Annotated in this window: 27 protein-coding genes; 12 read left to right on the forward strand and 15 right to left on the reverse strand. The window is 64.2% G+C overall.

The window, feature by feature from the left end:
* Positions 1-79: 79 nt before the first annotated feature.
* Both GWL_RS18815 and GWL_RS18820 read left to right on the forward strand, forming a co-directional pair.
* Positions 80-607, forward strand: coding sequence for a hypothetical protein (locus GWL_RS18815; protein WP_008333265.1), 528 nt, complete (start codon positions 80-82; stop codon positions 605-607).
* Between the two features lie 9 nt (positions 608-616).
* The gene (locus GWL_RS18820; protein ID WP_008333266.1) at positions 617-1,045 is read left to right on the forward strand and encodes a hypothetical protein; all 429 of its coding nucleotides are present in this window, start codon (positions 617-619) and stop codon (positions 1,043-1,045) included.
* Positions 1,046-1,053: 8 nt separating this feature from the next.
* Here GWL_RS18820 and GWL_RS18825 read toward each other — a convergent pair whose 3' ends face one another.
* The 5 genes from GWL_RS18825 to GWL_RS18845 form a co-directional block, all read right to left on the reverse strand.
* On the reverse strand, positions 1,054-1,908 hold the full coding sequence (locus tag GWL_RS18825; RefSeq protein ID WP_034351466.1) for an AraC family transcriptional regulator: 855 nt from the start codon (positions 1,906-1,908) through the stop codon (positions 1,054-1,056).
* Positions 1,909-2,081: 173 nt separating this feature from the next.
* Positions 2,082-2,615: a Dps family protein gene (locus tag GWL_RS18830; RefSeq protein ID WP_034351661.1), complete on the reverse strand. Its 534-nt coding sequence runs from the start codon at positions 2,613-2,615 to the stop codon at positions 2,082-2,084.
* 5 nt (positions 2,616-2,620) lie between these two features.
* Complete coding sequence (locus GWL_RS18835; protein WP_008333269.1) at positions 2,621-3,448, reverse strand: alpha/beta fold hydrolase; 828 nt, start codon at positions 3,446-3,448, stop codon at positions 2,621-2,623.
* 135 nt (positions 3,449-3,583) lie between these two features.
* Positions 3,584-4,006 (reverse strand): DoxX family protein, encoded by a 423-nt coding sequence (locus tag GWL_RS18840; RefSeq protein WP_008333270.1) that lies wholly within the window; start codon positions 4,004-4,006, stop codon positions 3,584-3,586.
* A gap of 12 nt (positions 4,007-4,018) precedes the next feature.
* The gene (locus tag GWL_RS18845) at positions 4,019-5,902 is read right to left on the reverse strand and encodes an amidohydrolase (RefSeq protein WP_008333272.1); all 1,884 of its coding nucleotides are present in this window, start codon (positions 5,900-5,902) and stop codon (positions 4,019-4,021) included.
* A 291-nt stretch (positions 5,903-6,193) separates the two neighbouring features.
* On the opposite strand from GWL_RS18845, the gene GWL_RS18850 reads away from it, so the two are divergent.
* The 5 genes from GWL_RS18850 to GWL_RS18865 all read left to right on the forward strand — a co-directional run bounded on the left by GWL_RS18850 (position 6,194) and on the right by GWL_RS18865 (position 9,436).
* Positions 6,194-6,883, forward strand: coding sequence for a hydrolase (locus GWL_RS18850; protein WP_008333274.1), 690 nt, complete (start codon positions 6,194-6,196; stop codon positions 6,881-6,883).
* Positions 6,884-6,967: 84 nt separating this feature from the next.
* Positions 6,968-7,135, forward strand: a complete 168-nt coding sequence (locus GWL_RS23115; protein WP_008333275.1) for a DUF1427 family protein — start codon at positions 6,968-6,970, stop codon at positions 7,133-7,135.
* 14 nt (positions 7,136-7,149) lie between these two features.
* Positions 7,150-7,392, forward strand: coding sequence for a DUF1427 family protein (locus tag GWL_RS18855; RefSeq protein ID WP_008333276.1), 243 nt, complete (start codon positions 7,150-7,152; stop codon positions 7,390-7,392).
* A gap of 50 nt (positions 7,393-7,442) precedes the next feature.
* The gene (locus GWL_RS18860) at positions 7,443-7,820 is read left to right on the forward strand and encodes a response regulator (protein WP_237713606.1); all 378 of its coding nucleotides are present in this window, start codon (positions 7,443-7,445) and stop codon (positions 7,818-7,820) included.
* Between the two features lie 62 nt (positions 7,821-7,882).
* Positions 7,883-9,436, forward strand: coding sequence for a sensor histidine kinase (locus GWL_RS18865; protein ID WP_008333278.1), 1,554 nt, complete (start codon positions 7,883-7,885; stop codon positions 9,434-9,436).
* A gap of 18 nt (positions 9,437-9,454) precedes the next feature.
* Here the strand turns inward: GWL_RS18865 and GWL_RS18870 are convergent, their stop codons facing one another.
* The 4 genes from GWL_RS18870 to GWL_RS18885 form a co-directional block, all read right to left on the reverse strand.
* Positions 9,455-10,357 carry a helix-turn-helix domain-containing protein gene (locus GWL_RS18870; protein WP_008333280.1) on the reverse strand — a complete coding sequence of 301 codons (903 nt, stop codon included), beginning with the start codon at positions 10,355-10,357 and terminating at the stop codon, positions 9,455-9,457.
* Between the two features lie 113 nt (positions 10,358-10,470).
* Entirely contained in the window at positions 10,471-11,109 is a 639-nt protein-coding gene (locus GWL_RS18875) for an FMN-binding negative transcriptional regulator (RefSeq protein ID WP_008333282.1), read from the reverse strand.
* A 45-nt stretch (positions 11,110-11,154) separates the two neighbouring features.
* Positions 11,155-11,739, reverse strand: coding sequence for a nucleotidyltransferase family protein (locus GWL_RS18880; RefSeq protein WP_008333289.1), 585 nt, complete (start codon positions 11,737-11,739; stop codon positions 11,155-11,157).
* Between the two features lie 7 nt (positions 11,740-11,746).
* Positions 11,747-12,196, reverse strand: a complete 450-nt coding sequence (locus tag GWL_RS18885; protein ID WP_008333290.1) for a PACE efflux transporter — start codon at positions 12,194-12,196, stop codon at positions 11,747-11,749.
* A 167-nt stretch (positions 12,197-12,363) separates the two neighbouring features.
* Between GWL_RS18885 and GWL_RS18890 the strand changes: the two genes are divergently transcribed.
* Positions 12,364-13,275 carry a LysR family transcriptional regulator gene (locus GWL_RS18890; protein ID WP_008333291.1) on the forward strand — a complete coding sequence of 304 codons (912 nt, stop codon included), beginning with the start codon at positions 12,364-12,366 and terminating at the stop codon, positions 13,273-13,275.
* 231 nt (positions 13,276-13,506) lie between these two features.
* Here GWL_RS18890 and GWL_RS18895 read toward each other — a convergent pair whose 3' ends face one another.
* Positions 13,507-14,478 (reverse strand): 3-hydroxyacyl-CoA dehydrogenase NAD-binding domain-containing protein, encoded by a 972-nt coding sequence (locus GWL_RS18895; protein ID WP_034351469.1) that lies wholly within the window; start codon positions 14,476-14,478, stop codon positions 13,507-13,509.
* 178 nt (positions 14,479-14,656) lie between these two features.
* On the opposite strand from GWL_RS18895, the gene GWL_RS23725 reads away from it, so the two are divergent.
* Positions 14,657-14,815 (forward strand): hypothetical protein, encoded by a 159-nt coding sequence (locus GWL_RS23725; RefSeq protein WP_008333293.1) that lies wholly within the window; start codon positions 14,657-14,659, stop codon positions 14,813-14,815.
* Between the two features lie 12 nt (positions 14,816-14,827).
* Positions 14,828-15,457, forward strand: coding sequence for a disulfide bond formation protein B (locus tag GWL_RS18900; protein ID WP_008333294.1), 630 nt, complete (start codon positions 14,828-14,830; stop codon positions 15,455-15,457).
* 111 nt (positions 15,458-15,568) lie between these two features.
* Here the strand turns inward: GWL_RS18900 and GWL_RS18905 are convergent, their stop codons facing one another.
* The 5 genes from GWL_RS18905 to GWL_RS18925 form a co-directional block, all read right to left on the reverse strand.
* Positions 15,569-16,639 carry a porin gene (locus GWL_RS18905; protein ID WP_008333296.1) on the reverse strand — a complete coding sequence of 357 codons (1,071 nt, stop codon included), beginning with the start codon at positions 16,637-16,639 and terminating at the stop codon, positions 15,569-15,571.
* Positions 16,640-16,859: 220 nt separating this feature from the next.
* On the reverse strand, positions 16,860-17,948 hold the full coding sequence (locus GWL_RS18910) for an ABC transporter ATP-binding protein (RefSeq protein WP_008333297.1): 1,089 nt from the start codon (positions 17,946-17,948) through the stop codon (positions 16,860-16,862).
* A 40-nt stretch (positions 17,949-17,988) separates the two neighbouring features.
* Positions 17,989-19,800 (reverse strand): iron ABC transporter permease, encoded by a 1,812-nt coding sequence (locus GWL_RS18915; RefSeq protein ID WP_008333299.1) that lies wholly within the window; start codon positions 19,798-19,800, stop codon positions 17,989-17,991.
* A 208-nt stretch (positions 19,801-20,008) separates the two neighbouring features.
* Complete coding sequence (locus GWL_RS18920) at positions 20,009-21,115, reverse strand: ABC transporter substrate-binding protein (RefSeq protein WP_008333305.1); 1,107 nt, start codon at positions 21,113-21,115, stop codon at positions 20,009-20,011.
* Positions 21,116-21,194: 79 nt separating this feature from the next.
* Positions 21,195-22,166, reverse strand: a complete 972-nt coding sequence (locus GWL_RS18925) for a tripartite tricarboxylate transporter substrate binding protein (RefSeq protein WP_008333306.1) — start codon at positions 22,164-22,166, stop codon at positions 21,195-21,197.
* Between the two features lie 279 nt (positions 22,167-22,445).
* Between GWL_RS18925 and GWL_RS18930 the strand changes: the two genes are divergently transcribed.
* Together GWL_RS18930 and GWL_RS18935 are read left to right on the forward strand one after the other, a co-directional pair.
* Complete coding sequence (locus tag GWL_RS18930; protein ID WP_008333309.1) at positions 22,446-23,120, forward strand: response regulator; 675 nt, start codon at positions 22,446-22,448, stop codon at positions 23,118-23,120.
* The gene (locus tag GWL_RS18935) at positions 23,120-24,577 is read left to right on the forward strand and encodes a sensor histidine kinase (protein WP_008333311.1); all 1,458 of its coding nucleotides are present in this window, start codon (positions 23,120-23,122) and stop codon (positions 24,575-24,577) included. Before GWL_RS18930 ends, GWL_RS18935 begins: the two co-directional genes overlap by 1 nt.

Raw genomic sequence — 24,577 nt, forward strand, 5'->3', positions numbered from 1 at the left:
CCTTTCCTTTATTCCCATCATTAATCTGTGCAGTTTTGACAGGGCTCGGGCAGTCTTCATCACTGCTCGCACATTCACGATGGGCAATCTCAAGAACGTCATTGGCGCAGGGGGTGAATACCTCTGCGGTATTGAACTGATGCGTCCGGTCCAGCCGTCGACCTCAATGCCACCTGGTTTTCTATCCGATGAAGTCGGCTGCCTGTTTGAAGCACTCCATTTCGGGGGCAAGGAACCGACCTATGACTATGTTGTGTATCTCCTGGATGCGAATGCCCAGCGCCTCGGGCCTTTCTTCTTCTTGCAGGTCAAGACCACCCTCAAGGCCCCGGATACCACAGGCGCCTATGCGCTACGTTTCAGCGCGCGAGCGGTCGCCCGTGCGCAGGCGATGAAGACACCTTTCTTCGTAGGCATCGTGGACCGCAGTACGATACGGCGGGAAAGAATCTACGTGAAGGGAATCGATGCGGGTCTCCCGACAGGAATCACACGCCTGGAGCCACGGCATGACCTCGCCGAGGACGCCGTCAAGATCGCGATCTACAACGAAGTCTCCCGCGTCTGGGCACTTCGCAACAATCCGCCATTGCGGCGGCTCCTCTGAGGAACCACCATGCCACATTCCCGCCGTCATGAAATCGCACATCAATTTGCAGAGGGCCTGGTTGCGCAGATGTTGCAGCGTTCCGGCAACGCCTTCTTTCACGTCACGCCTTCCTGCTCCGGCGAGCACATTGATTTCCTGGTCAGCAAGGGAGATGACCTGTGTGGAATCGACGTCCGCTACGCAGAGCACAAGGATGGCGTCGAGCAACTCTGGAACGAATGGAAACAGTACATTCGCGCCTGTCGCCCCAGACATGGCTCTGCGCTGGGCAGAACGATCAAGGCCATCCGGCCGGGACAACCGACACGGCCGGCAGATCCTGAGGTCCATCTGGTCGTGGTAACCGGCCGTGGCGACAGGATCTATGCGGAACAGACCATCGCACCGTTATTGACTCCCGACGTACGCACGCATATTTCCGTGCTGGGTGAATGAGGCCAGCCCTATCCCCTCACCCACCCCATCGGCCCCACCCCCATCACCTGCTTGAACACCCGGCTGAAGTGACTCTGGTCGGCAAACCCGCATTCCAGCGCAACGAGCGACATGCTCTTGTCGCCCTCGCGCAGCAGACGGCAGGCCAGAGCGATGCGCTGGCGCTGCAGCCAGGCATGCGGGGGCAAGCCGAAGCTGAGCTTGAAGGCGCGTGAGAAATGCGCGCGCGACAGCCCGCATTGCGCCGCCAGCTCGGCCAGGCGCACCGGCTGCCCCAGATGCGCCAGCATGTAGTCGCGCACCCGCACCTGCTGCCACCCGGCCAGGCGGCCGCCGCTGCGCGCCAAGGGCTGGCCGCCGTAACGCTGCGCCAGATGGGTATGCAGGGCCAGCATGACGCTGTCGACAAAGACCGTATCACCCTGTTCGCCCTGCTCGACCTGTCCGGCCGCCTCCCCCAGCATCGGCAACATGGCCTGGACCAGATGCCAGACCACCGGATCGCGTACGCCCTGCCGCTGTTGCAGCAGGCCAATGCGCCGACCATGCTCCTCGCTCCAGCGCTCCAGCGTGGTACGCGGCAACTGCAGGCGCACGTTGTCGTAGCCCGAGAGATGCTGGCAACGCCACTGCTCGCGCAGGTCGGTAATGGCCATCTCCCCCAGGCGGTGGCCACCGGCATGCACCAGCTGCCCGGCGCGCCAGAGCTTGTGATGGCGAAAATCCTGCAACTGCACGATGACCGAAAAGGCATCCTCGCCGGGAATGTCGATCACCGGCGCGACACCTGCCGGGACGCCCCCGGCAGGCGACTGGGTCGCACGTGCCAGGAGGATGTCGTCCTGCAGACGAATGCGCTTCATGAATCGCTGGGAGATGGGCTGGATCACGCGAAAAATCGGTCAAAGTGAATAAAAAAACAACAATCCGCTCCAGCCGCCGCCCACAGGCCGGCGCATCCGAAGCTGGGTGAAGGAAAACGCAAAAAAGGCAGAGCCGTCAAGCTCTGCCTTTTTCCAGTCCCGGCCTACAGGACTCACATCGAAGTGCGCCCCGATTCGAACAGGAACCAGGCCCGCTGCTCGGCCTCGTCGATCCAGTTCTCCAGCAGGCTGGCCGTGGCCACGTCGCCATGCTCGTCGCACAGCGCGTGGGTGGCCAGCATGAAACCGACCAGGCGCAGATTGTCTTCGCGCAGTTCGGCCAGCATGTCGGAGGGCGTGACGAAATCGGCATCGTTGTCGGCCAGTCGCTGCAGCCGGCCGACATGGCCGGTGGAACGCAGCGTGGTCGCGCCGATCTTGCGGACCCGCTCGGCCACCGCATCGGTGATGGCGATGATCTGCTGCGCCTGGTCGTCCAGCAGCAGGTGGTAGTCACGGAAGTGCGGGCCGGACATGTGCCAGTGGAAATTCTTGGTCTTCAGGTACAGCGCGAAGATATCCGCCAGCAACATGGTCAGCGCCCCGCCGATTTCCTGCGTGGCCAGCGCCGAAAGTGCGCCGGGCGTGGCCAGCGGCGCCAGCCGGCGCTTTTCCAGCTGCTGGCGTTGGGTTGCGTCCAGGCTCATGGTGCTCACCCCTTCAGGAAGGCCAGCAGGTCTTCGTTGATCTGATCCTTGTGGGTGGCGCACAGGGCGTGCGGTGCACCGCCGTAGATCTTCAGCTGTGCCCCCGGCACCATCTCGGCCACCAGCTTGCCGGTGGTCTGGAAGGGCACGACCTGGTCGTCGTCGCCGTGGATCACCAGGGTCGGGAAGTTGAATTTCTTGATGTCTGCCCGGAAATCGGTGCCGGAGAAGGCCGTCACGCAATCCAGCGTGCCCTTGAGCGAAGCCAGCATGGCGATGTTGAAGGTCTGTGCCAGCACGCCCGCGCTGACCGCATTGGCCTTGCCGGGACGATTGGTGCCGAAGAAGACCGCCGCGAAATCGCTGATGAATTGCGCACGATCCTTCAACAGCCCTTCCTTGATACCGGCGAAGACCTCGGCCGGTACGCCCTGCGGGAAGTCCGGGGCCTGGCCGAAGATCGGCGTGACCGCACCCAGCAGTGCCGCCTTGGCCACGCGCTGGCTGCCGTGGCGACCAATGTAGCGGGCCACGTCGCCACCGCCCATGGAGAAGCCGACCAGGGTGGCGCCCTGCAGGTCCAGCTTGTTCATCAGCTCGGCCAGGTCGTCGGCGAAGGTGTCGTAGTCATAGCCGCTCCAGGGCTGGCCGGAACGACCGAAACCACGGCGGTCATAGGCGATGACGCGATAGCCGCGCTCGGCCAGGAAGTTCATCTGGTATTCCCACATGTCGCCATCCAGCGGCCAGCCGTGGCCGAAGACGACCGGTTGGCCGCTGCCCCAGTCCTTGTAATAGATTTCAGTACCGTCGCGGGTGGTGAGGGTGCTCATGGTGTGACTCCTTGTGAAGTAATGTGGACGTTGCCGCTTGCGCGGCCAGCGTGCAGGGGGACAGCAGCCGCCCTGCATGCAGGGCGGCTTGAGAACAGGGATGGGACGACACCGACCGCCGTGGCCGGGCAGCTCCTAAGGCTGCGCCGCAGCCTGGCCCAGCCGCCACTGGCCGGGACCGCACAACGCGATGGCCGTGAAGATCACCAGCAGCAGCCAGCCGAACTGGCCCTCGGCAATGCTCCAGTCAGGATGCACCGCCAGCATGGCCACCAGCAGTACCCCGATGACGGGCAGGCAGGCCAGGCGGGTGAAGAGGCCCAGGGCGATGAGCACCGGGCACAGCGCCTCGGCCAGGATGGCCGACCAGAGCGAGACCGTCGGGCCCAGGCCGAAGGGGTCTTCGATGACGGTCAGCTCATGGGCGTAATGGGTGAGCTTGGGCAGTCCATGCACGTAGAAGAGCATGAAGCTGCCCGCCACACGCAGGAACAACAGCCCCACGTCCAGGGGCGGGACCGGCAAACCCGGCCGGCGGGCGGGATGGCGCGTTTGCATGATCGGCTCCCGTCAGAACGCAAAGCAACTGCAACCCAACGCGCCCCAGAATCCGGCGAAATTGGACACCGGAACGCTGGACTTGCGCGCCACGTCATGCGCATGTCCATGGACACCACAGGAGCCCGCGCAGGCATGCGGCAGCGCGGTCTTCTTCTGGCGGGCGGCATCGCCCCCGGCAACGGCGCGGTAGTGCCCCGGCACCTTGGCCACCGGCGACCACTCGGGCAAGACCGGGATCTCGCCGGGTCCGTAGGAGGAGAACGGCCCGGCACCATAGACCACCTTGCCATCGACCACGGTCATGAGCGATTCGATGGCCTTGATCTGGTCTTCATGCACGCTGAAGAAGTCCGCCGACAGCACCGCCAGGTCGGCCAGCTGGCCGGCCCGGATGCGGCCTTTTTTTGCCTGTTCGCTGGAGAACCAGGCGCTGCCTGCGGTCCACAGTTCCAGTGCAGTTTCGCGAGGTAACCTGCCAGTTGACCGGTACAGTTGGGTGCCGCCAACAGTACGGCCGGAGACCAACCAGTACAGTGCCGTCCAGGGGTTGTAGCTGGCCACGCGGGTGGCATCGGTACCGGCGCCGACTGGCACGCCCATCTCCAGCATCTTGGCGATCGGGGGCGTGTGCTCGGCAGCATCGCTACCGTAGCGGTCGATGAAGTACTCGCCCTGGAAGGCCATGCGATGCTGGATGGCGATGCCGCCGCCCAGCGCCTTGACGCGCTCGATGTTGCGCTCGGTGATGGTCTCGGCGTGGTCGAACATCCAGTGCAGGCCATCGAAGGGAATGTCGCGGTTGACCTTCTCGAACACGTCGAGCATGCGCGCGATCGATTCGTCATAGGTGGCATGCAGGCGGAATGGCCAGCGATTGGACACCAGATGACGCACCACGCGCTCCAGTTCCTCTTCCATGCCCTCGGCCAGGTCGGGGCGCGGCTCCAGGAAGTCCTCGAAGTCGGCGGCGGAAAACACCAGCATTTCACCTGCGCCGTTATGGCGCAGGAAATCGTCGCCGTCACCCGGCTTGACCAGGCCGGTCCACTTCTGGAAATCGGCCAGCTCACCGCCCTTGTTCTGCGTGAACAGGTTGTAGGCAATGCGGATGGTCAACTGGCCCTCGGCGGCCAGCTTGTTGATGATCTGGTAGTCATCCGGGTAGTTCTGGAAACCGCCGCCGGCATCGATGGCGCTGGTCACGCCCAGGCGGTTCAACTCGCGCATGAACTGGCGGGTCGAGTTGACCTGGTATTCCTGAGGCAGGGTCGGTCCCTTGGCCAGGGTGGCATACAGGATCATGGCATTGGGACGGGCGATCAGCATGCCGGTCGGGTTGCCCGAGGCATCGCGCACGATCTCGCCGCCCGGGGGATTGGGCGTGTCCCTGGTGTAGCCGACGGCCTGCAACGCGGCGCGGTTGAGCAGGGCGCGGTCATACAGGTGTAGCACGAAGACCGGGGTATCGGGCGCGGCGGCGTTCAATTCTTCCAGCGTGGGCATGCGCTTTTCGGCGAACTGGAATTCGGTCCAGCCGCCCACCACACGCACCCATTGCGGATGCGGAGTACGCGCGGCCTGGTCCTTCAACATGCGCAGCGCATCGGCCAGCGAGGGCACGCCTTCCCAGCGCAGTTCCAGGTTGTAGTTCAGGCCACCGCGAATGAGGTGCAGGTGGGAGTCATTCAGGCCGGGGATGACGGTGCGCCCGCCCAGGTCGATGACCTGGGTGGTGGCTTGTTTCAGACGCATCACGTCGGCGGCGCTGCCGACTTCGAGGAATTTTCCGCCGCCGATGGCAAGGGCCTCGGCGATGGGGTTTTGCTTGTCGACGGTGTGGATCTTGCCGTTCAAGAGGATCAGATCAGGGGTCACGCTGGTTGCGGTCATCATGGAGGCTCCGGGCATGGACTAAGGCGATGGAGAGGGCGAATTGCGCAGGTAGTGAGGCCGCTTGCCGCGAACTGCTCATCCCCTGCGCTTTTGTTGATGCTTTTATCGGTGTTTGCAGTGTGCAAAAACGCACAGCCAGCGTCTAGCTATACGAACAGATAATGGCAGCGCTCCCCCCGCTTGCCTATGATCGCCTCCGGCAGCCTCGCTCCCGCTGTCCACCGGTCTGCTTCGCCGCTCCCGCCGCCAGGCCGGCACACTCCTCCACCATCATCCACCTACGGAATCATCATGACCACCAATACCAAGCTCGACGTGCTGACCCCGACCAACTGTCAGTTCATCATCATCGACCATCAGCCGCAGATGGCTTTCGGCGTGCAATCGATGGACCGCCAGGCACTGAAGAACAACGTCGTCGCCCTGGCCAAGTCGGCCAAGGTGTTCAACATCCCCACCGTCATCACCACCGTGGAAACCCAGGGCTTCTCCGGCTACACCTATCCGGAACTGCTGTCGGTGTTCCCCGAGCACGACATCCTGGAGCGTACCTCCATGAACTCCTGGGACGACCAGAAGGTGCGCGACGCCCTCAAGGCCAACGGCAAGAAGAAGGTGGTCGTGGCGGGTCTGTGGACCGAGGTCTGCAACAACAGCTTCGCCCTGTGCGCCATGGCCGAAGGCGACTACGAGATCTACATGGTGGCCGACGCTTCCGGCGGCACCTCCAAGGAAGCCCATGACTACGCCATGCAGCGCATGATCCAGGCCGGCGTCATCCCCGTGACCTGGCAACAGGTGATGCTGGAATGGCAGCGTGACTGGGCCCGCAAGGAAACCTACAGCGCTGTCATGGACATCGTGCGCGAGCACTCCGGCGCCTACGGCATGGGTGTGGACTACGCCTACACCATGGTGCACAAGGCCGAACAGCGCCCGCACGGCAACCAGAAGACCCTGGCCCCGGTCCCGGCCAAGTAAGCGCCCGCAGCCACTGGCGCCGCCGCCCTGCAGCCGTCGATCGGCCGGAGGCGGCGGCGCCCCACCTTCATGAGGAGCCGGGCCATGTCCGCTTATCTGATTTCACTGGGGGCCGGCATCCTGATCGGTCTCGTCTATGCGCTCTTCAAGGTGCGCTCACCGGCGCCACCGGGCATCGCCCTGATCGGCCTGCTGGGCATGGTGCTGGCCGAGCGCCTGGTCAACGGCCTGGGGCCCCTGCTGGGCCATTGATTCCTGGAGTACGCATGAAACCCTATCTGATCTCCCTCCTGATGGGCCTGCTGGCCGGACTGATCTATGCCGCCCTGCACGTGCAGTCGCCGGCTCCGCCCATCATCGCCCTGCTCGGTTTGCTGGGCATGCTCATCGGCGAACAACTGGTCCCCATCGCGCGTCGCAAGCTGGCCGGGGAAGCGCTGACGGCGTCCTGGTTCCACCGCGAGTGCATGCCCAAGATCACCGGCACGCCACCGCCGGACCAGCAGTAGGCCAGGTATCGCAGGCCACAGCGCTGACGATGATGAGCCAGGGGGAGACCATGCCCGCATCACACCGCCCCATCGCCGTGATCGATGACGATCCCGGCGTTCGCACAGCGCTGTGCAACCTGCTGGACTCCGCCGGCCACCGTCATTGCAGTTTCGATTGCGGCGAGGATTTTCTCTCCAGTACCTGCCTGCCCGTGGCGGGCTGCGCCATCGTCGATCTGAACCTGCCGAGGATGAGCGGTTTCGAACTGGCCGAGCAATTGCGCCTGCTGCGACCGGACCTGCCGCTGCTGTTGCTGTCGGCGCAGGCCACGGCACTGCAGCAACAGCGCGCCACTGCCATGGGGATCGCACTGCTGGCCAAGCCGGTCGATGCCGATACCCTGCTGGTACTCCTGACGGCCACCCGGCTCTACGGACCACCCTGACACCCTGACCGGCAATGCGGCACAATGCGCCCTTGAGCCCACATTCATGCCAGGAGAATCCCTTGCCGTCCGACCCGCGTCCCGCCGACGACGATGCCCTGCTGCAAACCCTGTGCGAACTGTCGGCGCTGCTCGACCCTGTCCTGCTCAAGCCGGCCATCACACGTGCCCTCTGCCAGCTTGCCGGCGCGCGGCGCTGCCTGCTGGTGCGCCATGAAGCAGGCCTGGACCTGATCGAGGCCGAGGCACGGCGTGACGGACTGGAGGTCTGCAACAGCCAGCGCTACTGCATTGCCGGACCGGATGATCTGCAGGCGGCACTGACGCTGATCCTGAGTCATCGTGGCCAGTCGCATGGCGCACTGCTGCTGTTTTATGACGATGCGCCCGGCCAGGCCATGACACGCTGCGCCCGCCACATCGCAGCACATGCCGCCGTGCTGCTGAGCAATGCCGCCGACCATGCCCGGGCCTTGCTGGAAAAGGAAATGCTGCTGTGCGCCGAGCGCGAGCTGCGCACCAGCCAGGAACTGCTCAAGCAGGGCGAACGTTTCAACCACGCCGGCAGCATGCGCTACCTGGTGCGCGAAGACCTGATGTTCTGCTCCGACGAACTGTGTCGCATCTATGGCCTGCCGCCGGGCCGCAACTGCATCACCTATGACGAGTTCGCAGCGCTCATGCACCCCGATGACCGCCAGGAAGTGATCGACACCGTCAACGCCGCCGTCGCCATGGGTGGCACCATCCGCTTGGAGCACCGCATCTGCCGCCAGGATACCGGCGAAGTACGTACGCTCTCCGGCATCGGCAAGCCGGTGTGGGTCGACGGTACCTTTACCGAATACATGGGCACGGCCACCGATATCACCGTGCGGCGCCAGGCCGAGTACGCCATCCGCGCCGCCCAGGTGGACATGGAGCGCGTGGCGCGCGCCAACACGGCGGGCCAGCTGACGGCCTCCATCGCCCATGAGATCAACCAGCCGCTCATGTCCATCGTCTCCAATGCCGGCGCCAGCCTGCGCTGGCTGGACCGAAGCGCGCCTGAACTGGAGCATGCGCGTGCCAGCCTGCGCGACATCATTAGCGAAGGCCAGCGCGCCGCCGGCATCATCAGCGGGCTGCAGAACCTGACCCGCAAGCACGCGACGCAATTCGAACGTATCGACCTGCACGCACTGATCCGCCATATCCTGACGCTCTCGCGCAGCGAACTGGAGCAGCGCGACGTGCATCTGGTCCTCTCGCTCTCCCCTGCCGAGGTCCATGTGCTGGGGGATACGGTGCAGTTGCAGCAGGTACTGCTGAACCTGGTGGTCAATGCCATCGATGCCATGACCGGCGTGCCGGAAAACGCGCGCACCTTGAGCATCAGCACCACCTGCTGCAATGAACAGCGGGTCAAGGTGACGATACAGGACAGCGGTGCAGGCATCGCCCCCGAGGCCATGCCACGCATCTTCGACGCCTTCTACACCACCAAGGAAAACGGCATGGGCATGGGTCTGGCCATCTGCCGCTCCATCATCGAGACCCATCGCGGCCGCTTGCGCGTGACGGCGGCCTCGCCGCAAGGCAGCGCGTTCGGTTTCGACCTGCCGCGCGTGCCGTGATGCGATGTGGGCCGGCCGTCAGCCCAACCGACGGCGCCATGCGCCCGGACTGCTGCCGACGATCTGTGAGAACACACGGGTGAAATGACTCTGGTCGTAGAAACCACAGGCCACAGCGATGTCGGCCAGCGAGAGCTGGGTCAGGCGCAGGTAATGGCGCGCCATGTCGACGCGCTGGATCAGCAGCCACTGGTGCGGCGTGTGACCGGTGCTGGCCTTGAAGGCGCGCAGGAAGTAGCTGGCCGACATGTTGCACTCGCGCGCGATGTCCGCAATGGAGAGGGCGTCCCTGGACTTCTGCAACAGCATCTGCTTGGCGCGCTCTTCATGCAGCCGCGACAGCCGCATATGGCGTTGACCAGGCGGGCTGACGCCACCATAGCGCCGCAGCAGATGGGTTCCCATGGCCAGGCCGAGCTGGTCCACGAACAGGCGCTGGTCGGCATCGGGCTGCGCCAGTGCCGGTGCCAGGGCAGCGGCCAGATGGGCCAGCACCGGATCGTCATGACCGGTGACGGTGGCCAGGCCGCTGGCCTTGCCTGCCCGCAGATCCTCATTGACCGTGGCGAACCAGGACAGCGGCAGCTCCACCAGCAGGAAATCGAAGGGCGTCTGCAGGTCGGCCCGGTAGTCTTCGGAAAAATCACGAATGTAGACGGCACCGCGCCCGAACTCGAACTGCGCCCCCTGGCGGCCGCGGAAGATGTTGCGGCGGTGTTGCGGGGCCATCGAGATACCCACCAGGAAACCACGATCGGAGGCCGGGGTATGGACCTGCGAGACCTCGCCGCCCTCGACCCGCTTGCGATAGAAGCTGAAGTAACTGCCCTGCAGTTCCTGGCTCTGCTTCAGGCGAGTGGCCGAGCAGCCCAGCGAATCGCTGCGCGAGGAGGACGTGGGGGAAGCGGTCAGGGCAGTCATGGGTGAGCGCGATGACATCAGAAAATCCGATAAGGGCGCACAGCGGCCCGGTTCCCGGATTCTACACAGGTGCGCGATACGACGTGAGGATTGCTCAGTTTCATTGCCGCCGCTCAGGATGGCTTGCGGGCAGCCTCCTGCAGCATGGCCTCGCCGACCTCTGCCTGACCACGCTCGAGCAGCGTACGGCCGGCAGCGTCGATGTCGCGCACGTCCTTGTTCTGGCTGAGCTTGCGCTTGCCTTCCAGGCGCGTGATCTCGATCTCGATACCGACGATGGCCTTGAGCAGGGTATCGGTAAAGTCGGCGGGCGCATCGGACATCTTCCACGGCCTTGTTTCTCCGGCCTCATGGGTGCGCGTCAGGCGCGCCACCACACCGCGCAGATAGCGCTCGTCGTCACGGATGGTGACGCGCCCGTGGGCATGCGCCACGCTGTAGTTCCAGGTCGGCACCTGGCGATGTGCCTCGTGCTTGCTGGGATACCAGCTCGGCGAGATGTAGGCGTCGCCGGCCGAGAACACCACCAGTACCGCATCGCCATCGGCCAGTTCGCGCCATAGCGGATTGGCGCGCGCCACATGCAGATGCAGCCTACCCAGCGCGCCCTGAGTGGCATCGAGATGACAGGGCAGGTGATTGGCATCCAGTCCGCTGGCGGTGTGCGAGACCAGCACGCCGAAGGGATGGGTGGCGATGAGCTGGTGCAGGCTGGTGGTGTCGTTGTCGGCGAAATGGGCGGGGATGTACATGGCGGGCGCGCTGACGATAGAAGGAGACAGAAGGAGAGGAGCGCCCTATTCTATTGCATCCTCGGCAGCGGCGAGACGCAAAAGCGGCCAGCGCTCGAGCCAGCCGCGCCCATGGACACGCGCGACGAACTGCGCCCGCTTGACGGTAGCAAAAGCGCCTGCCGGGCGCAGCACCCCTTGCCACAGGTCCTGCAAGCCCAGCGGCGCGGCCACCACGACATCACCCGTCTGAGTCAGCCGTACCGCCACGGCGGTGGCGGTCTCGGGCCAGTAACGCAGGGCATCGGTGGCGCTGGCGTAGGGAGCATCACCATTGCGCAGGTGCATACGCGCCTGGTTGCGGACCGACCACTGCGGACCGGGCAAGGCCGCTGCCAGTCGAGCCTCCAGTTCGGCATCATGTTCTGGCGAGCAGCGCACCGGATCGAACCAGATGACATCGATATCGCTGTGCGGGGCCGTGGCCGCACGGCCATGCAGCGCGTCCCATACGGCATTGCGGACGAAGCCTGCACCAATCCACGCATCTGGCAGTACCAGGCTGCGCACGGCCTCCAGCAAGGGGCGCCGATGCGCATCGGCGGCGATCAGTTGTTGCAAGCGATACACCAGGGAAGCGTCCACGGACATCGCGCGCTCAGCGTGCCGGACCGGCCTGCGCGTTGACCGGCATGGCCGAGCTCGGCAGACCGAAAACGCGATCAAAGCCCAGGTTGAACAGGTAAGTGTAGATCATGAAGAAGACGATCAGCCCGAAGTCCAGCACCAGCGCATCCCACAGGCTCATGTCCAGCCACCAGGCAAACAGCGGCACCAGCATCACCACCAGGCCGCCTTCGAAACCGAGGGCGTGTGCCGCACGGCGCGCGAAGTTGCGGCCACGGCGCGGCTGGCGGGCTTCCCAGCGCTCGAACAGACCGTTGAAGATGAAATTCCAGACGAAGGCTATCGTCGACGAGGCCACCGCAGCCGCCGATGAATGCGCACCGTCATGACCGGCGAAGACGGTCAGCCCGACCGTCGTGAAAATGATGGCCAGCCCCTCGAAGAGGCAGGCATAGACCAGCTTGCGTTTGAATCCCTGCATGATGTGCTCCTGAAGACAGCAGCGCGCCAGCTCCCTTTGCCCCCCTGAGGCGGACCCGGTCTGGCCGCGTGATGGAAAGCATTCTATGATGAAGTTTTTGATGAATGAAGTCGGCTTCTTTCAGTTTTTCTGGCAGGTGGCCGACCGGCTTGCAGAAGGAACATGCCATGGCTTTCTCCAGTGACAACGTCCGGGTCTTTCTGGCAGTGCTCGACAGTGGCTCGTTTTCGGCAGCGGCGCGCCTGCTGGGCCGGGTGCCGTCCTCGGTCAGCATGACCATCAGCCAGCTGGAAGCCGAGCTGGACCTGGTCCTGTTCGACCGCACCGCGCGCGATGCCCGCCCTACCGAACTGGCGCGCGCCCTGGAGCCGGATGCACGCCTGCTGGCCAGCACCCTGCGCCAGCTCGATGCGCATGCGCTGGCCATGCACCAGGGCTTGGAGCGCAAGCTGACCCTGGCGGTCGCCCCGGAACTGCTGTCGGTGCCCTGGGCCAAACCGCTGGCGGTGCTGGCCCGGGAGTTTCCCTCGCTGGAGGTGGAAGTGCTGTCCTCGCCCCAGGCCGATGCCATGCGCATGCTCTATGACAATACGGCGCAGCTGGCGCTGGTCTTCGAGCGCCACGCCGGCAATGATCGCGAAGCCTTCCAGGAATTCAGCAGCGAAATGATGGTGGCCGTGATCGCGCCTGATCATCCCGCACGGCTGCGCAAGAAGCGCAAGCTGCGCTACGAGGACCTGTATGACATCCGTCAGATCGCCGTGGCCAGCCGCGATGCCAGCATCTCGGACCCGCGCTTCTTCCTGGCACGGCATCTGTGGCGCACCGACAATCACCTGGCCACACTCTCGCTGGTACGCGAGGGCCTGGGCTGGGCCTACCTGCCGCACAGCCTGGTGCAGGCGCAGATCGAGGCCGGTACGCTGGTGGTCATCGATTTCGACAACATCAGCAACCAGCAGCGCATGTGGGTGGATGTGGTGTGGAACAAGGATCAGCCGCTGGGGCTGGGGGCGCAACGCTTCATTGCACTGATGCGGGAAATGGCGCCGAGCCGGCGCAAGCGCTCGCACAAATGAATGAGGGCCATCAGAAACCGTTCGGACTGAGCAGGTCCCTCGGGGCCGACTCGAAGGGGCTACGCGGGTGAAATCATCATCATGCTGCACAGCGTCTTCGATACGCGGCGTGGCCGCTACTCAGTCCGAACGGTTGGTTATTTTCACAATGAAGACCGAATGAACACCGATCAATTTTTCTAAGTTTTTAAGGAAAGCCGACTTAGAGAAAGAATTCCAAATACTTAGTTTTCAAGGAATGACCTGGGTCTTGCTCTTGGCCGCCAGCAACTGCACCAGCAACTGGTCACGCTCGGCGGCCAGGTCGATGGAGGTCTTGCCGCGCATCTGTTGTGCCACGCCCGCGCCAATCTGCGCCTTGAGTGCATCCGTGATGGCTGGCGCTCCCAGGTCGGCCCACCAGCTCTCGATGGGTGGCCCCAGGTGATCGAGCATATGCCCGATGCCGCCCTCCCCGCCCGACATGTGCAGGTTGAGATACGGCCCCATCAGCGCCCAGCGCAGGCCGGGGCCATAGGCGATGGCCGTATCGATGTCCTCGGTGCTGGCCACGCCCTGCTCGACCAGGTGGAAAGCCTCGCGCCACAACGCGGCCTGCAGGCGGTTGGCGATGTGACCCTTGACCTCCTTGCGCACATGAATGGCCTTCTTGCCGATGGCGGTATAGAACGCCAGCGCGGCCTGCACCGCTTCGGGCGAGGTCTGCGCACCACCGATGACTTCCACCAGCGGGATCAGGTGCGGAGGATTGAAAGGATGGCCCAGCACCACCCTCCCCGGATGGCGGCAGGCCGCCTGCACCTTGCTCATCAGCAGGCCCGACGAACTCGACGCCAGCACCACATGGGCCGGCAGGACGGCATCCATGCGCTGGAACAGATCGATCTTGAGATCTTCCCGCTCGGGGCCGTTTTCCTGCACGAAGTCCGCCCCCTGCAACGCCTCTTCCAGCGACGCCGAGAAGCGCAGTCGCTCCGGCGAGGCGCCCGGCGCCAGGCCCAGCTCTTCCAGGCTGGGCCAGTGGCGCGCCACGGCGGCCCGCAGCTTTTCCTCCGCGCCCGGCATCGGGTCGGTGGCCGACACCTCCAGCCCCCGCGCCAGGAAATAGGCCACCCAGCTGGCGCCGATGACGCCCGTCCCCACCACCGCCACTCGCCGTACCTCCTGATGACCGGACCAGGGGCCGCTTGCTGATGCCTGCATTGTTGTCTCCTCTATTGATGGGTTTCAGTGAAATCGCGCTGAAGCTGAATATTCTCGGTAAATCTCGATTTTATTCGATGTTTTGGCGCGAGATTTGCGCGGGCATTCGGCTACGATTGGTATCAAAGCACACAAACAAACTCCCGGATATGAATCGGGATCAACTCCGGGTCATCCCATGTTCCTCTATCTTCCTTTTCTGCTGGCCTTCCTGACCGTCCTCGGCATTGCATTGGGCTGGAAATCATTGAGCAACAAGCTATGGTTGGCAAGCACCGGGGTCACCCTGTGGTGGTTCAGTCAAACCACCCAGGGTCACCTGGGTTTCGTCCTGTAATGGCACCGTCTCATGGATCGTTCCGTCGTCTTCACGCCGCGCGAACCCGTCCTGCCGGGCGGGATCTTTCTCAATTGCCTGTGCCTGCTGGCCGTCACTGCCTGCCTGGGCCTGCTGCTGTACTACCAGTGGGTACTGCTGGTGGCGCCTTGTCCGCTGTGCCTGCTGCAGCGCACCGGCATCATCCTGACCGGCATCGGCTTCATGCGCAATCTGCGCTTCGGGGTCAAGAGCGCGCACTATGGGGTCGCGCTGGTGGGTGCGCTGCTGACCGGGCTGATCGCGCTGCGCCAGATCTCGCTGGAGGCCCTGGCCGGGCAGACGCCGCAGGGACCGATGTTCCAGGGCATGCACTTCTATACCTGGACGGCCCTGTTTGCCCTGGTGTCCATCCTGGTGATCGCCTTGCTGCTGTGCGTCAAGAGCGCGGAATATCCGGCCACGCTGCTGCTGTTGCAAAGCGCGGAACGGCAAGATGAACCGCGTCGCATCCCCTGGGGCAGGATCGTGGTGAGCACGCTCTTCCTACTGATGGTGGGGGCGCACCTGGTGGCCAGTCTCACCGACTGCAACCGCACAGCCTGCGATGAAGACCTGCTCGATCGCCTGCAACTGCATGCCCCGTCCCCCTGGTCCAGATGAAAAAACGGCGCACGCCTGCAACTTGCAGGGGTGCACCGGTCAAGGACGGCTCAAGACTATCGTGGCCCGACACGCCAGGCGCGCGTGCCGGGCCTGGGCATTACCGTTGCATCAGAAGCGGTGCTGCATGCCCAGGGTGGTACCGAACTGGCTGCTGCCGAAGCCGGCATCATCACGCGACAGGCCCACCAGCTGGTTGTTCCTGGCCTTGGCATAGGCCGTGCTCAGGTACAGGTCGGTGCGCTTGGACAGCGCATACTTCAAGCGCAGCGAATACATGATGGGATCGGCATCGTTGGCTACGTTCTTGATGTTCTGGTAGTAGATCGCACCCATCACGCTCATGGCCGGCGTGAACTTCCAGGTCACGCCACCCCAGTAGAAGTCGCTGCGCAGATCGGCCGCACCGGTGGCCAGAGACTTCTTGTAGTAGCGATAACCGAGGTTGAACTTCCACGCATCGGAGAGCTGGTAGCCCGCGGCCAGGTGGGCGCTGGTGGCACGGTCATAGGGGGTATTGGCGGTGCTGGTGCTGTTGTTGCGGTCATAGGTCGCAGCCACGCTGAACGGGCCGGTCCCCCAACCCAGGCCGACGGCATACTTGGCACCGTTGCGGGTCTCGCCGGCCACCTCACCGAAGCCGACCGTCGCGCCCAGCTTCACGCCCGCGAACTGGCCCTGATACTTGACCAGGTTGGACACGCCGGTGAGCATGCCGTCCTTGCGGCTACCGGTAGCACCGGCCGAAGTCACCCACGAATAGTTGGCCGAGTAGCCCATGGGGTCGAACGGCAGGATGAAGTCATAGGTGGTGGAGAAGGAACGACCCACGACTACGCGGCCGAAGCCGCCTTCCAGGCCAACATTGGACTGGCGGTTGAAGAGCTGGTTGGCATCGCCATCGAGGGCGCCGTTATCCAGCTTGAAACCGTTTTCCAGCTGGAAGATGGCCTTGAGGCCGCCGCCCAGGTCTTCCGTACCGCGAAAGCCAATGCGCGAGGTGTTCATGGATCCCGAATTCAAGCGCACCAGGCCGTTGCCGGCGGCGTTGGCATTGGTGAGGTATTCCACGCCCGAATCGACCAGGCCATAGATGGTGACGGAGGTTTGCGCCTGGACCGAGGTCGTGGCGAACGCGGCGAATGCGGCCAGCATGCTGGCCGCCAGATGAGTCTTTTGCACTGAGGTCTCCTTGATTGAGAACGTTGGATAGCGTCGGCGCGGCCCCGCCGCGCGACGTCTTCTGGTCATGCACCCGGTCTTTTCGTGATGTGGTTTTCCGGGTGAGCGAGGCAATGGCGGGTGGCCTTCCTCACTGGTTTTCATCGATGAGATGAATCGTCAAAAAACTAAGTGTCGCCGTCCGGAAAACTTAGTCGTCCGGAACGGCCAACTTAGTTTTTCAGAATGCCCACAGGGCCTGTTCCGGCAGCGACAGCCAGTATTCGCCCTGCTCCAGGCGCTGCGGCGCGTAGGCACGCAGGCCGACCGAACCGGCCGGGCCGCCCTCGACCTTGAACAGGCACTCCCAGCGGTCGCCCAGGTACATGCAGGTCGACAGCGGCAGGCGGATCGCATTGCCGGTCTGCTCGCCCGAGATGCGCACCTGCTCCACGCGAATGATGCCGGTGAGCTGCTCGCCGGGACGGGCGTCGTCGCGTCCGCGCAGGGTGGCCACGGCGGTGCCGCCATCGAGCTTCACGGTCACGCGCTCACCCTCGCGGCTGACCACCTCGGCGGCCAGCTTGTTGTTGCTGCCCATGAACTCGGCGGTGAACAGGGTATCGGGGGTCTGATACATGCTCTGCGGCGTGCCCTGCTGTTCGATGCGGCCATTGTTGAGCAGCAGGATGCGATCCGAGATGGCCATGGCCTCGCCCTGGTCGTGAGTCACCATGAGCGCCGACAGGCCCAGGCGCACGATCAGTTCGCGCAGGAAGGCGCGGGCTTCCTCGCGCAGCTTGGCGTCGAGGTTGGAGAGCGGTTCGTCCAGCAGGATCACCTGCGGGTTGTAGACCAGCGCCCGGGCGATGGCCACGCGCTGTTGCTGGCCGCCGGACAGCTGGTGCGGATAACGCTCGCCCAGGTGGCCCAGGCCCAGCTGCGACAGCACTTCCTTGACGCGGGTAGCGATCTCGGCCGAGGGCGTCTTGCGCAGCTTGAGGCCATAGGCGACGTTGTCAGCCACGGTCTTGTGCGGCCACAGCGCATAGGACTGGAACACCAGGCCCAGGTTGCGTTCTTCGGCGGGCATCTCGAAGTTGCGCGCGCCCTCGAAAACGCGGCGGGTGCCGATGTCGATGGTGCCGGCCTTGGGCGATTCCAGCCCGGCCACGGCGCGCAGCAGCGTGGTCTTGCCGCTGCCGGAGGGGCCCAGCAGGGCCACCACTTCACCGCGTTGCAACTGCATGGAAACACCCTTCAGGATGGGATTGGCGGAGGCGCCGCTACCATAGTCCAGGTGCAGGTCGTTGACGGAAAGTTCGGTCATGATGATTCCTCAGGATGCTCTTTAGGGAGGCTGGTGCCGCTCAGTCGTGCAGCTTGACGCCGAAGCGCAGCGCAATGCCCAGGCCCACGGCCACCAGCGTGATATTGATGAAGGACAGCGCCGCTACCAGTTCCACGGCGCCGGCGGCCCACATGGAGACGATCATCGAACCGATCACCTCGGTACCGGGCGAGAGCAGATAGACGCCGGTGGAGTACTCGCGCTCGAAGATCAGGAACACCATCAGCCAGGCCCCCACCAGGCCATAGCGCACCAGCGGGAGGGTGACGTCGCGGGTGACGCGGGAGCGCGAGGCACCGACGGCGCGGGCTGCCTCTTCCAGCTCCGGGCCGACCTGCAGCAGGGCGGTATTGATCAGGCGCAGACCGTAAGCCATCCACACCACCGAGTAGGCCAGCCAGACCGAGAAGATGGTCGAGCGCAGGGCGCGCAGGGCGGGGATGAAGCTATCCACCAGCCACAGGGCGACGGGGTTGTCGATGCCCTTCAAGGCCGAATCCAGCAGCGAGGGCACAAACAGGAACACCCACAGGAAGGACAGGCCGGCCAGCAGGCCCGGCACCGCACGCGGCACCAGCACGCTGTAGTCGAGAAAGCGCGTCACGCCATCCTGCTTGCGGTGCATGGCCAGGGCGATGGCGGTATAGCAGGCCACCGCCAGGGCGCCGCCGATGACGCCGATCAAGACCGTATTGATGATGCCGCGCACCAGCGAGGGCTGGTCCCAGACGTTCAACAGGTTCTCGAAAGTCAGCACGTCCAGCAGATTGACGCCATCCCCCCAGTGCGAGACGAAGGTGCGCAGGCCGATACCCGAGAGCGGAATGATGACGGTAAAGAGCAGCCAGCCGGCAATCAGGGCGAAGGCCACCCAGCGCCACTTGCCCAGCGGCAGCGCCTTCTGGCGCGCACCCTTGCCCTTGATGGCGACAAACTTGTTGGCCGAGCGCAGCAGCCAGCGTTGCAGCATCACCAGCGGCATGGTCACCGCCACCAGGCACACGGCCACTGCCGCCATCAGGTGATACGAAGGCGTACCCAGCTTGTTGGTGAGCTTGTAGAGATAGGTCGGCAGGACCAGGTGGCCTTCCGGATCGCCCAGCACCAGCACCAGACCGAACACTTCAAAGCCGAGGAAGAACACCAGCACGCCCGAGTAAGCCAGTGCGGGCGTGATCATCGGCAGCGACACGTTCAGCGCCACCTGCAGCGGCGACGCCCCGGCCACGCGGGCCGCTTCTTCCACGTCCGAGCCGAGACTGCGCAGGGCCGCCGAGGCATACAGATAGACGTGCGGCACGTGGGTCAGGCCGGCGATGATGACGATGCTCGTAAAGGAATAGATATTCCACGGATCGCCCTCGAAGCCGACCACCGACAGCAGGTTCTTGACCCATACCGTGTAGAAGCCCACCGGGCCCATCGAGACCACATAGCCGAAACCGATCACCATGGGCGAGACGAAGATCGGCACCATCAGGGCCGGCGCGATGAAGCTGCGGCCCGGCAGGTCGGTGCGCACCATCAGGAAGGCCAGCATGCCCCCCAGCGGGACGGCGATCAGGGCCAGGCCGGTGGCCAGGGTCAGGCCGTTGATGAAGGCCTGGCGGAAGTCGGGATCGTCGAAGATGAAACGATAGGAATCCAGGGTCAGCGTCTTGACCGGCGCGAAGAAGGGTGCCGACAGAAAGCTTTGATAGAAGATCAGCAGCAGCGGCACGAAGATGGCCAGGGCTGCCAGCAGCACGACCAGGCCGCGCGGCCAGTTCAGCCGGAAACGGCGGGCCGGCAGGGCTTGCTCGCTGCGCGGCAGCGTTGTGGTGGTTTGCATGGTGCGCCTCATGAGTGGGCAGATGGAACAGAACAGGCCGGGCGACGGCAATGCGCCGCCCACGGAGACGGCCAGAGCCGCACTCCGCAAAGCGATGACACGATGTAATGAACGAACACTCCCGTTCGGACTGAGTAGACCAGCAGGGTCGTATCGAAGGCGTGACGGCCTCTGACCTGCGCGCTACCCGGCCCGGGACGGAAATGATTTACTTCTTGGTGGCTTCCTTCCACTGCTTCAGGAAGTCCAGGCGCTTCTTCTGGTCCAGATAGTCCAGCAGTTCGGTGGAGACCGGCATGGGCTTCAAGGACGCGCCCAGTTGCCTGGTCAGTTCCGCCGAGGTGGTGGTCCCGGTGACATCGCCGCGAATGGCAAAGAGCTGCGCATCGTTGGCGATGATGGTCTGGCCGCGCTTGGAGAGGATGTAGTCCACCCACAGCTTGGCGGCATTGAGGTTCTTGCCGGCCTTGTTGATGAAGATCACGCGCGAGAGCACCAGGTTGTAATCCTTGGTGAAGGCCACGCCGATGGACGGATCCTTCTTGGCGCGCACCAGGGCATAGGGGCCGAGGATGTTGTAGCCGATCAGGTTTTCACCCGAGGAGATGCGTTCGAGCATGGTGCCGGTGGAGGACTGCACGCGTGCGGCCACGCCGCCCATGGCTTTGGCGAAGTCCCAGAAATGCGGATTGTGCTTCAGGTCATAGGTCATCAGGCTGAAGCCCACGCCGGACTTCTCGATGTCGTAGGTGGTGACCTTGTTCTTGAACTTGTCCTGCTTGCTGACCAGGAGCCTGGTGAACTCGTCGTGGGAGCTCGGCACCTCGGCCTCGCTCACCAGGCGCTTGTTGTAGACGATGGCGGCCGGCTCGAAGGTGGTGCCGTAGGCGGTGTCCTTCCAGTTGGCCCAGGCCGGCAGGGCAGCGGCTTCGGGCGACTTGTAGGCGACCGCATAGCCTTCGGAGGCCAGCTTGACCTGCAAGTCCATCGACGAGGACCACATCACGTCGGCGGTGGCGCCGCCGGCGGCGGCTTCGGAGATGAAGCGGTTGTAGGCTTCGGTGGAATTCATGTCGTTGTACTCGACCTTGACGCCCGGATAGAGCGCGCCGAAATCCTTGATCAGCGCTTCGGCCGCCTTGGAATCGGTGGTGCTGTAGATCACGACCTTGCCTTCCTTGCCGGCGCCTTCAATGACCTTGGCGTAATCGGCCGGATAGCCGGCGGGAGTGTCGGCATGGGCCACACTGCTGAAAGTGACGGGCAAAGCGAGGGCCAGGCCGAGCGCAATGCTCAGGCGACGTTTGTGCAACATGGGTTCTCCTTGATGATGAAACGGACCTTGCGCCGGCCCGGTTGCAGAGCACGCCTGACGGCGTGTGCAACCGGGCTTGTCAGCGCACCAGGCCCAACTCCTGGGACTGCCTGCGATAGCGCGCAACGGTCTGCGCGATGTAATCCGAGAGCGGCTTGCCGGTCATGGCAAAGGGTTGCAAGCCACCCATGCTGCGCTGGCGATCGAAGGCGGGATCGGCCAGTGCACGGTCAAAATACTGTACCCAGCGCCGGTAATCCTCCTGCGACGCATGCGCACTCATGTAGAAGCCGCGAATGATGGGCCAGACCACGTCATAGCCCTGTTCACGCGCAGTCGGCACCGAATGCAGCGGACCCGGCAGGCGTTGCTCGGACAGCACCGCCAGGATCCGCACCTTGCCATCGGCCATGAAGTAGGCGGCCTCCGAGGTATCGCCCGAGATCACCTGCACATGTCCGGCCTGCAATGCGGCAAAGGAATCACCGCCGCCTTCCAGCGCAACGAAACGGAACTGCCTCGGCGTGAAGCCGGCGTGTTGCGCCAGCAGCGCCATCTTCAGCCAGTCCTGGCTGCCCACGGTCCCGGACAAGCCCACGGTAACCGCCGACGGATTCTTGCGGATCGCTTCGAGCAACTGCTTCAGGTTGTGCCAGGGTGCATCGCCGCGCACCGCAATCATGCCGTGATCGATGCCGATGCCAGCCACCCAGCGCACGTCGCCCACGTCAGCGCGACCATACTTGCCTTGCGCCAGACTCAGCAGCGAGCCACCCGAAAAGGCCACCAGGGTTTCCGGCCCGCCGCGCCGCTGCGAGACCACCGAACTCCAGGCCACCGCACCGATACCACCGGGCAGGTAGGCCACCTTGAAGTCCTGCTGGCCCGCTTCGGACTGCATCACCCGGCGCAACAGCTTGCACGAGGCATCCATGCCGCCGCCCGGCTTGGCCGGGACGATGCACTCGGTGGCCCAGGCGCACGGCAGCGCACACGCCAGCAGGCATGCGGCCAGACGGTGATACCAGCGATGCAGGCATCCGGCCTTCATGGCCGAGAGCAGCAGCGCAACAACAATATGGGAACAACGGTACCGGCACGGCCGGACCCGGGGGCAGTCATGTGGTGTCTCCAGCTTGGAATTCTTGATATGGGCGCATCGTACAAGAAAAGGCTTTCAGCCGGCTTTCAGCCAGGCTGTCAGTGTGGGATCGAAGCTACGCAGTTTCCACAATGGCCGCGCCGGACGTTTCAAAGGCGGCGGGCCATCTGTTAGCATCCGCGCTGGAGACAAGCCGTACCGCACTGTAAAAAATATAAAGGCAGCATCATGCGCATCCTGCTGGTCGAAGACCATATCGAACTTTCCCGCTGGCTGGCCAAGGCCCTGCGCGACGCCCACCTCACGGTGGAGTGTGCGCACAACGGTGCCGATGCCGACAGCCTGCTGCTCACGCAAGACTATGCTCTGGTGATCCTGGACCTGACCCTGCCGCGCATGGATGGGCTGGAAGTCTTGAAGCGCATGCGCGCGCGCGGCAGCCGCACACCGGTCCTGATCCTGACCGCGCGCGGCGGTCTGGCCGATCGTGTCAGCGGCCTGAACATGGGTGCCGATGACTACCTCGCCAAACCCTTCGAGCTGGAAGAACTGGAAGCGCGCGTGAAGGCCCTGCTGCGCCGTTCGCAGAGCCAGGAAGCGGTCACCGTGGCCTGCGGTGCGCTGTGCTTCGATACCGTCTCGCGCACCTTCACCTATCACGGCGAACTGCTGGCGCTGACCCCGCGCGAACATGCGGTGCTGGAAGTGCTGATCATGCGCCAGGGCCACACCGTACCCAAGGACAAATTGTTCCAGCAGGTGTTTTCGCTGGATGACAACGCCAGCGTGGACGCCATCGAAATCTACATCCACCGTCTGCGCAAGAAACTGGAACACGAGGCGGCGGGCCGGGTCGGCATCACCACCCTGCGCGGCCTGGGCTATCTGCTGCAGGCGGCGTGATGACGCAAGCCCCGCGGCGACTGGGCAACCTGCGCAGCCAGCTGGTGCGGTGGCTGATCATTCCGCTGACGCTGCTGGTGGCTCTGGATGCGGTCTCGGTCTACACCAATGCACTGGAGGTGGCCGACCTCGCCTACGACCGCTCGCTGCTGGCGTCCACCCGCGCACTGGCCGAACGGGTCTCCATCGTCGACGGGCATGTCACGGCCGATGTGCCCTACGTGGCATTGGACAGCTTCGAGACCGATACCCTGGGTCGCATCTACTACAAGGTCACCGGACTCAAGGGCGAGCTGGTCTCAGGCTACGACGACCTGCCGCCGGTGCCGGCCAACGTCAAACGCTCGGAAGCCTATCCGGCGCTGGTGCGTTTCTACCAGGCCGATTATCACAACCAGCCCATCCGCATCGCCGCGTTGCTGCAGCCGGTGTATGACGACAGCATGCGCGGCATCGCCCTGATCCAGGTCGGCGAGACCATGGAGGCACGCAATGGCATGACGCGCAAGATCCTCTTCGATACACTTTGGCGCCAGGGCACGCTGGTGACGGTGGCGGCGCTGCTGGTATGGTTTGCGGTGCGCTTCGTGCTGCGTCCGGTGATGCAGTTGAAGGGCGAGGTGGAGTCGCGCGCGCCCACCGATCTCTCCGGTTTCGATCCGGCGCTGGTGCACAAGGAAATGCGCCCGCTGGTGCAGGCCATGAATGGCTACATGGGTCGGCTGCAGGCCCTGATCAGCGCCCAGCGGCGCTTCATCGCCGATGCCTCGCACCAGTTGCGTACCCCCCTGACGGTATTGAAGACGCAATCCGAACTGACCCTGCGCGAACTGCGCCGCACGCGGCTCGATCCCGCCGAGCTGCGTGAGCTGGTGGAAGGCATGGCGCGCACTACCGATTCGGCGGTGCACCTGGCCAATCGCCTGCTCACGCTGGCACGGGCCGAACATGGGGCGGCCGAAGGCGGCACCATGCGCGTGCGGCTCACCGATGCGGCGCGCCAGGTGGCGCTGGAACTGTCACAGCAAGCCGTGGCCCGCGACATCGGGCTGGCGTTCGAGGATGAAGGCGATCTTGCCATCGAGGGCAATGCACTGCTGCTGCATGAACTGATGGTGAACCTGCTGGACAATGCGATCCGCTATACGCCACGCGGCGGCCAGATCACCTTGCGCGTACGGGCCCTGAGTCAGCCGGGCCAGCCGACCAGCGCGCTGCTGGAGGTGGAAGACAACGGCCCCGGCATTGCCGAGGCCGAACGCGAAAAAGTATTCGAACCCTTCTACCGCGCCGGTGCCACCCAGCACGTCAATCCGGGCGGAACCGGACTGGGGCTGGCAATCGTACGCGAGATCGCCGCCCTGCACCGCGCTACCGTGACGCTGGAAGCCCCGCCGCGAGGCAGCGGGCTGCTGGTGCGCATCGCGTTTGCGGGTGTCGTGGAAATGCGGGCCTGA

Origin of the sequence: Herbaspirillum sp. GW103, from assembly GCF_000261365.1 — a bacterium.
Taxonomy (GTDB): Bacteria; Pseudomonadota; Gammaproteobacteria; order Burkholderiales; family Burkholderiaceae_D; genus Herbaspirillum.

Bases quoted from the DNA above. Each gene is read 5' to 3' on its own strand.
- GWL_RS18815 (WP_008333265.1), top strand. From the start codon at position 80: ATGGGCAATCTCAAGAACGTCATTGGCGCAGGGGGTGAATACCTCTGC.
- GWL_RS18820 (WP_008333266.1), top strand. From the start codon at position 617: ATGCCACATTCCCGCCGTCATGAAATCGCACATCAATTTGCAGAGGGC.
- GWL_RS18825 (WP_034351466.1), bottom strand. From the start codon at position 1,908: ATGAAGCGCATTCGTCTGCAGGACGACATCCTCCTGGCACGTGCGACC.
- GWL_RS18830 (WP_034351661.1), bottom strand. From the start codon at position 2,615: ATGAGCCTGGACGCAACCCAACGCCAGCAGCTGGAAAAGCGCCGGCTG.
- GWL_RS18835 (WP_008333269.1), bottom strand. From the start codon at position 3,448: ATGAGCACCCTCACCACCCGCGACGGTACTGAAATCTATTACAAGGAC.
- GWL_RS18840 (WP_008333270.1), bottom strand. From the start codon at position 4,006: ATGCAAACGCGCCATCCCGCCCGCCGGCCGGGTTTGCCGGTCCCGCCC.
- GWL_RS18845 (WP_008333272.1), bottom strand. From the start codon at position 5,902: ATGATGACCGCAACCAGCGTGACCCCTGATCTGATCCTCTTGAACGGC.
- GWL_RS18850 (WP_008333274.1), top strand. From the start codon at position 6,194: ATGACCACCAATACCAAGCTCGACGTGCTGACCCCGACCAACTGTCAG.
- GWL_RS23115 (WP_008333275.1), top strand. From the start codon at position 6,968: ATGTCCGCTTATCTGATTTCACTGGGGGCCGGCATCCTGATCGGTCTC.
- GWL_RS18855 (WP_008333276.1), top strand. From the start codon at position 7,150: ATGAAACCCTATCTGATCTCCCTCCTGATGGGCCTGCTGGCCGGACTG.
- GWL_RS18860 (WP_237713606.1), top strand. From the start codon at position 7,443: ATGCCCGCATCACACCGCCCCATCGCCGTGATCGATGACGATCCCGGC.
- GWL_RS18870 (WP_008333280.1), bottom strand. From the start codon at position 10,357: ATGACTGCCCTGACCGCTTCCCCCACGTCCTCCTCGCGCAGCGATTCG.
- GWL_RS18875 (WP_008333282.1), bottom strand. From the start codon at position 11,109: ATGTACATCCCCGCCCATTTCGCCGACAACGACACCACCAGCCTGCAC.
- GWL_RS18880 (WP_008333289.1), bottom strand. From the start codon at position 11,739: ATGTCCGTGGACGCTTCCCTGGTGTATCGCTTGCAACAACTGATCGCC.
- GWL_RS18885 (WP_008333290.1), bottom strand. From the start codon at position 12,196: ATGCAGGGATTCAAACGCAAGCTGGTCTATGCCTGCCTCTTCGAGGGG.
- GWL_RS18890 (WP_008333291.1), top strand. From the start codon at position 12,364: ATGGCTTTCTCCAGTGACAACGTCCGGGTCTTTCTGGCAGTGCTCGAC.
- GWL_RS18895 (WP_034351469.1), bottom strand. From the start codon at position 14,478: ATGCAGGCATCAGCAAGCGGCCCCTGGTCCGGTCATCAGGAGGTACGG.
- GWL_RS23725 (WP_008333293.1), top strand. From the start codon at position 14,657: ATGTTCCTCTATCTTCCTTTTCTGCTGGCCTTCCTGACCGTCCTCGGC.
- GWL_RS18900 (WP_008333294.1), top strand. From the start codon at position 14,828: ATGGATCGTTCCGTCGTCTTCACGCCGCGCGAACCCGTCCTGCCGGGC.
- GWL_RS18910 (WP_008333297.1), bottom strand. From the start codon at position 17,948: ATGACCGAACTTTCCGTCAACGACCTGCACCTGGACTATGGTAGCGGC.
- GWL_RS18915 (WP_008333299.1), bottom strand. From the start codon at position 19,800: ATGCAAACCACCACAACGCTGCCGCGCAGCGAGCAAGCCCTGCCGGCC.
- GWL_RS18920 (WP_008333305.1), bottom strand. From the start codon at position 21,115: ATGTTGCACAAACGTCGCCTGAGCATTGCGCTCGGCCTGGCCCTCGCT.
- GWL_RS18925 (WP_008333306.1), bottom strand. From the start codon at position 22,166: ATGAAGGCCGGATGCCTGCATCGCTGGTATCACCGTCTGGCCGCATGC.
- GWL_RS18930 (WP_008333309.1), top strand. From the start codon at position 22,446: ATGCGCATCCTGCTGGTCGAAGACCATATCGAACTTTCCCGCTGGCTG.
- GWL_RS18935 (WP_008333311.1), top strand. From the start codon at position 23,120: ATGACGCAAGCCCCGCGGCGACTGGGCAACCTGCGCAGCCAGCTGGTG.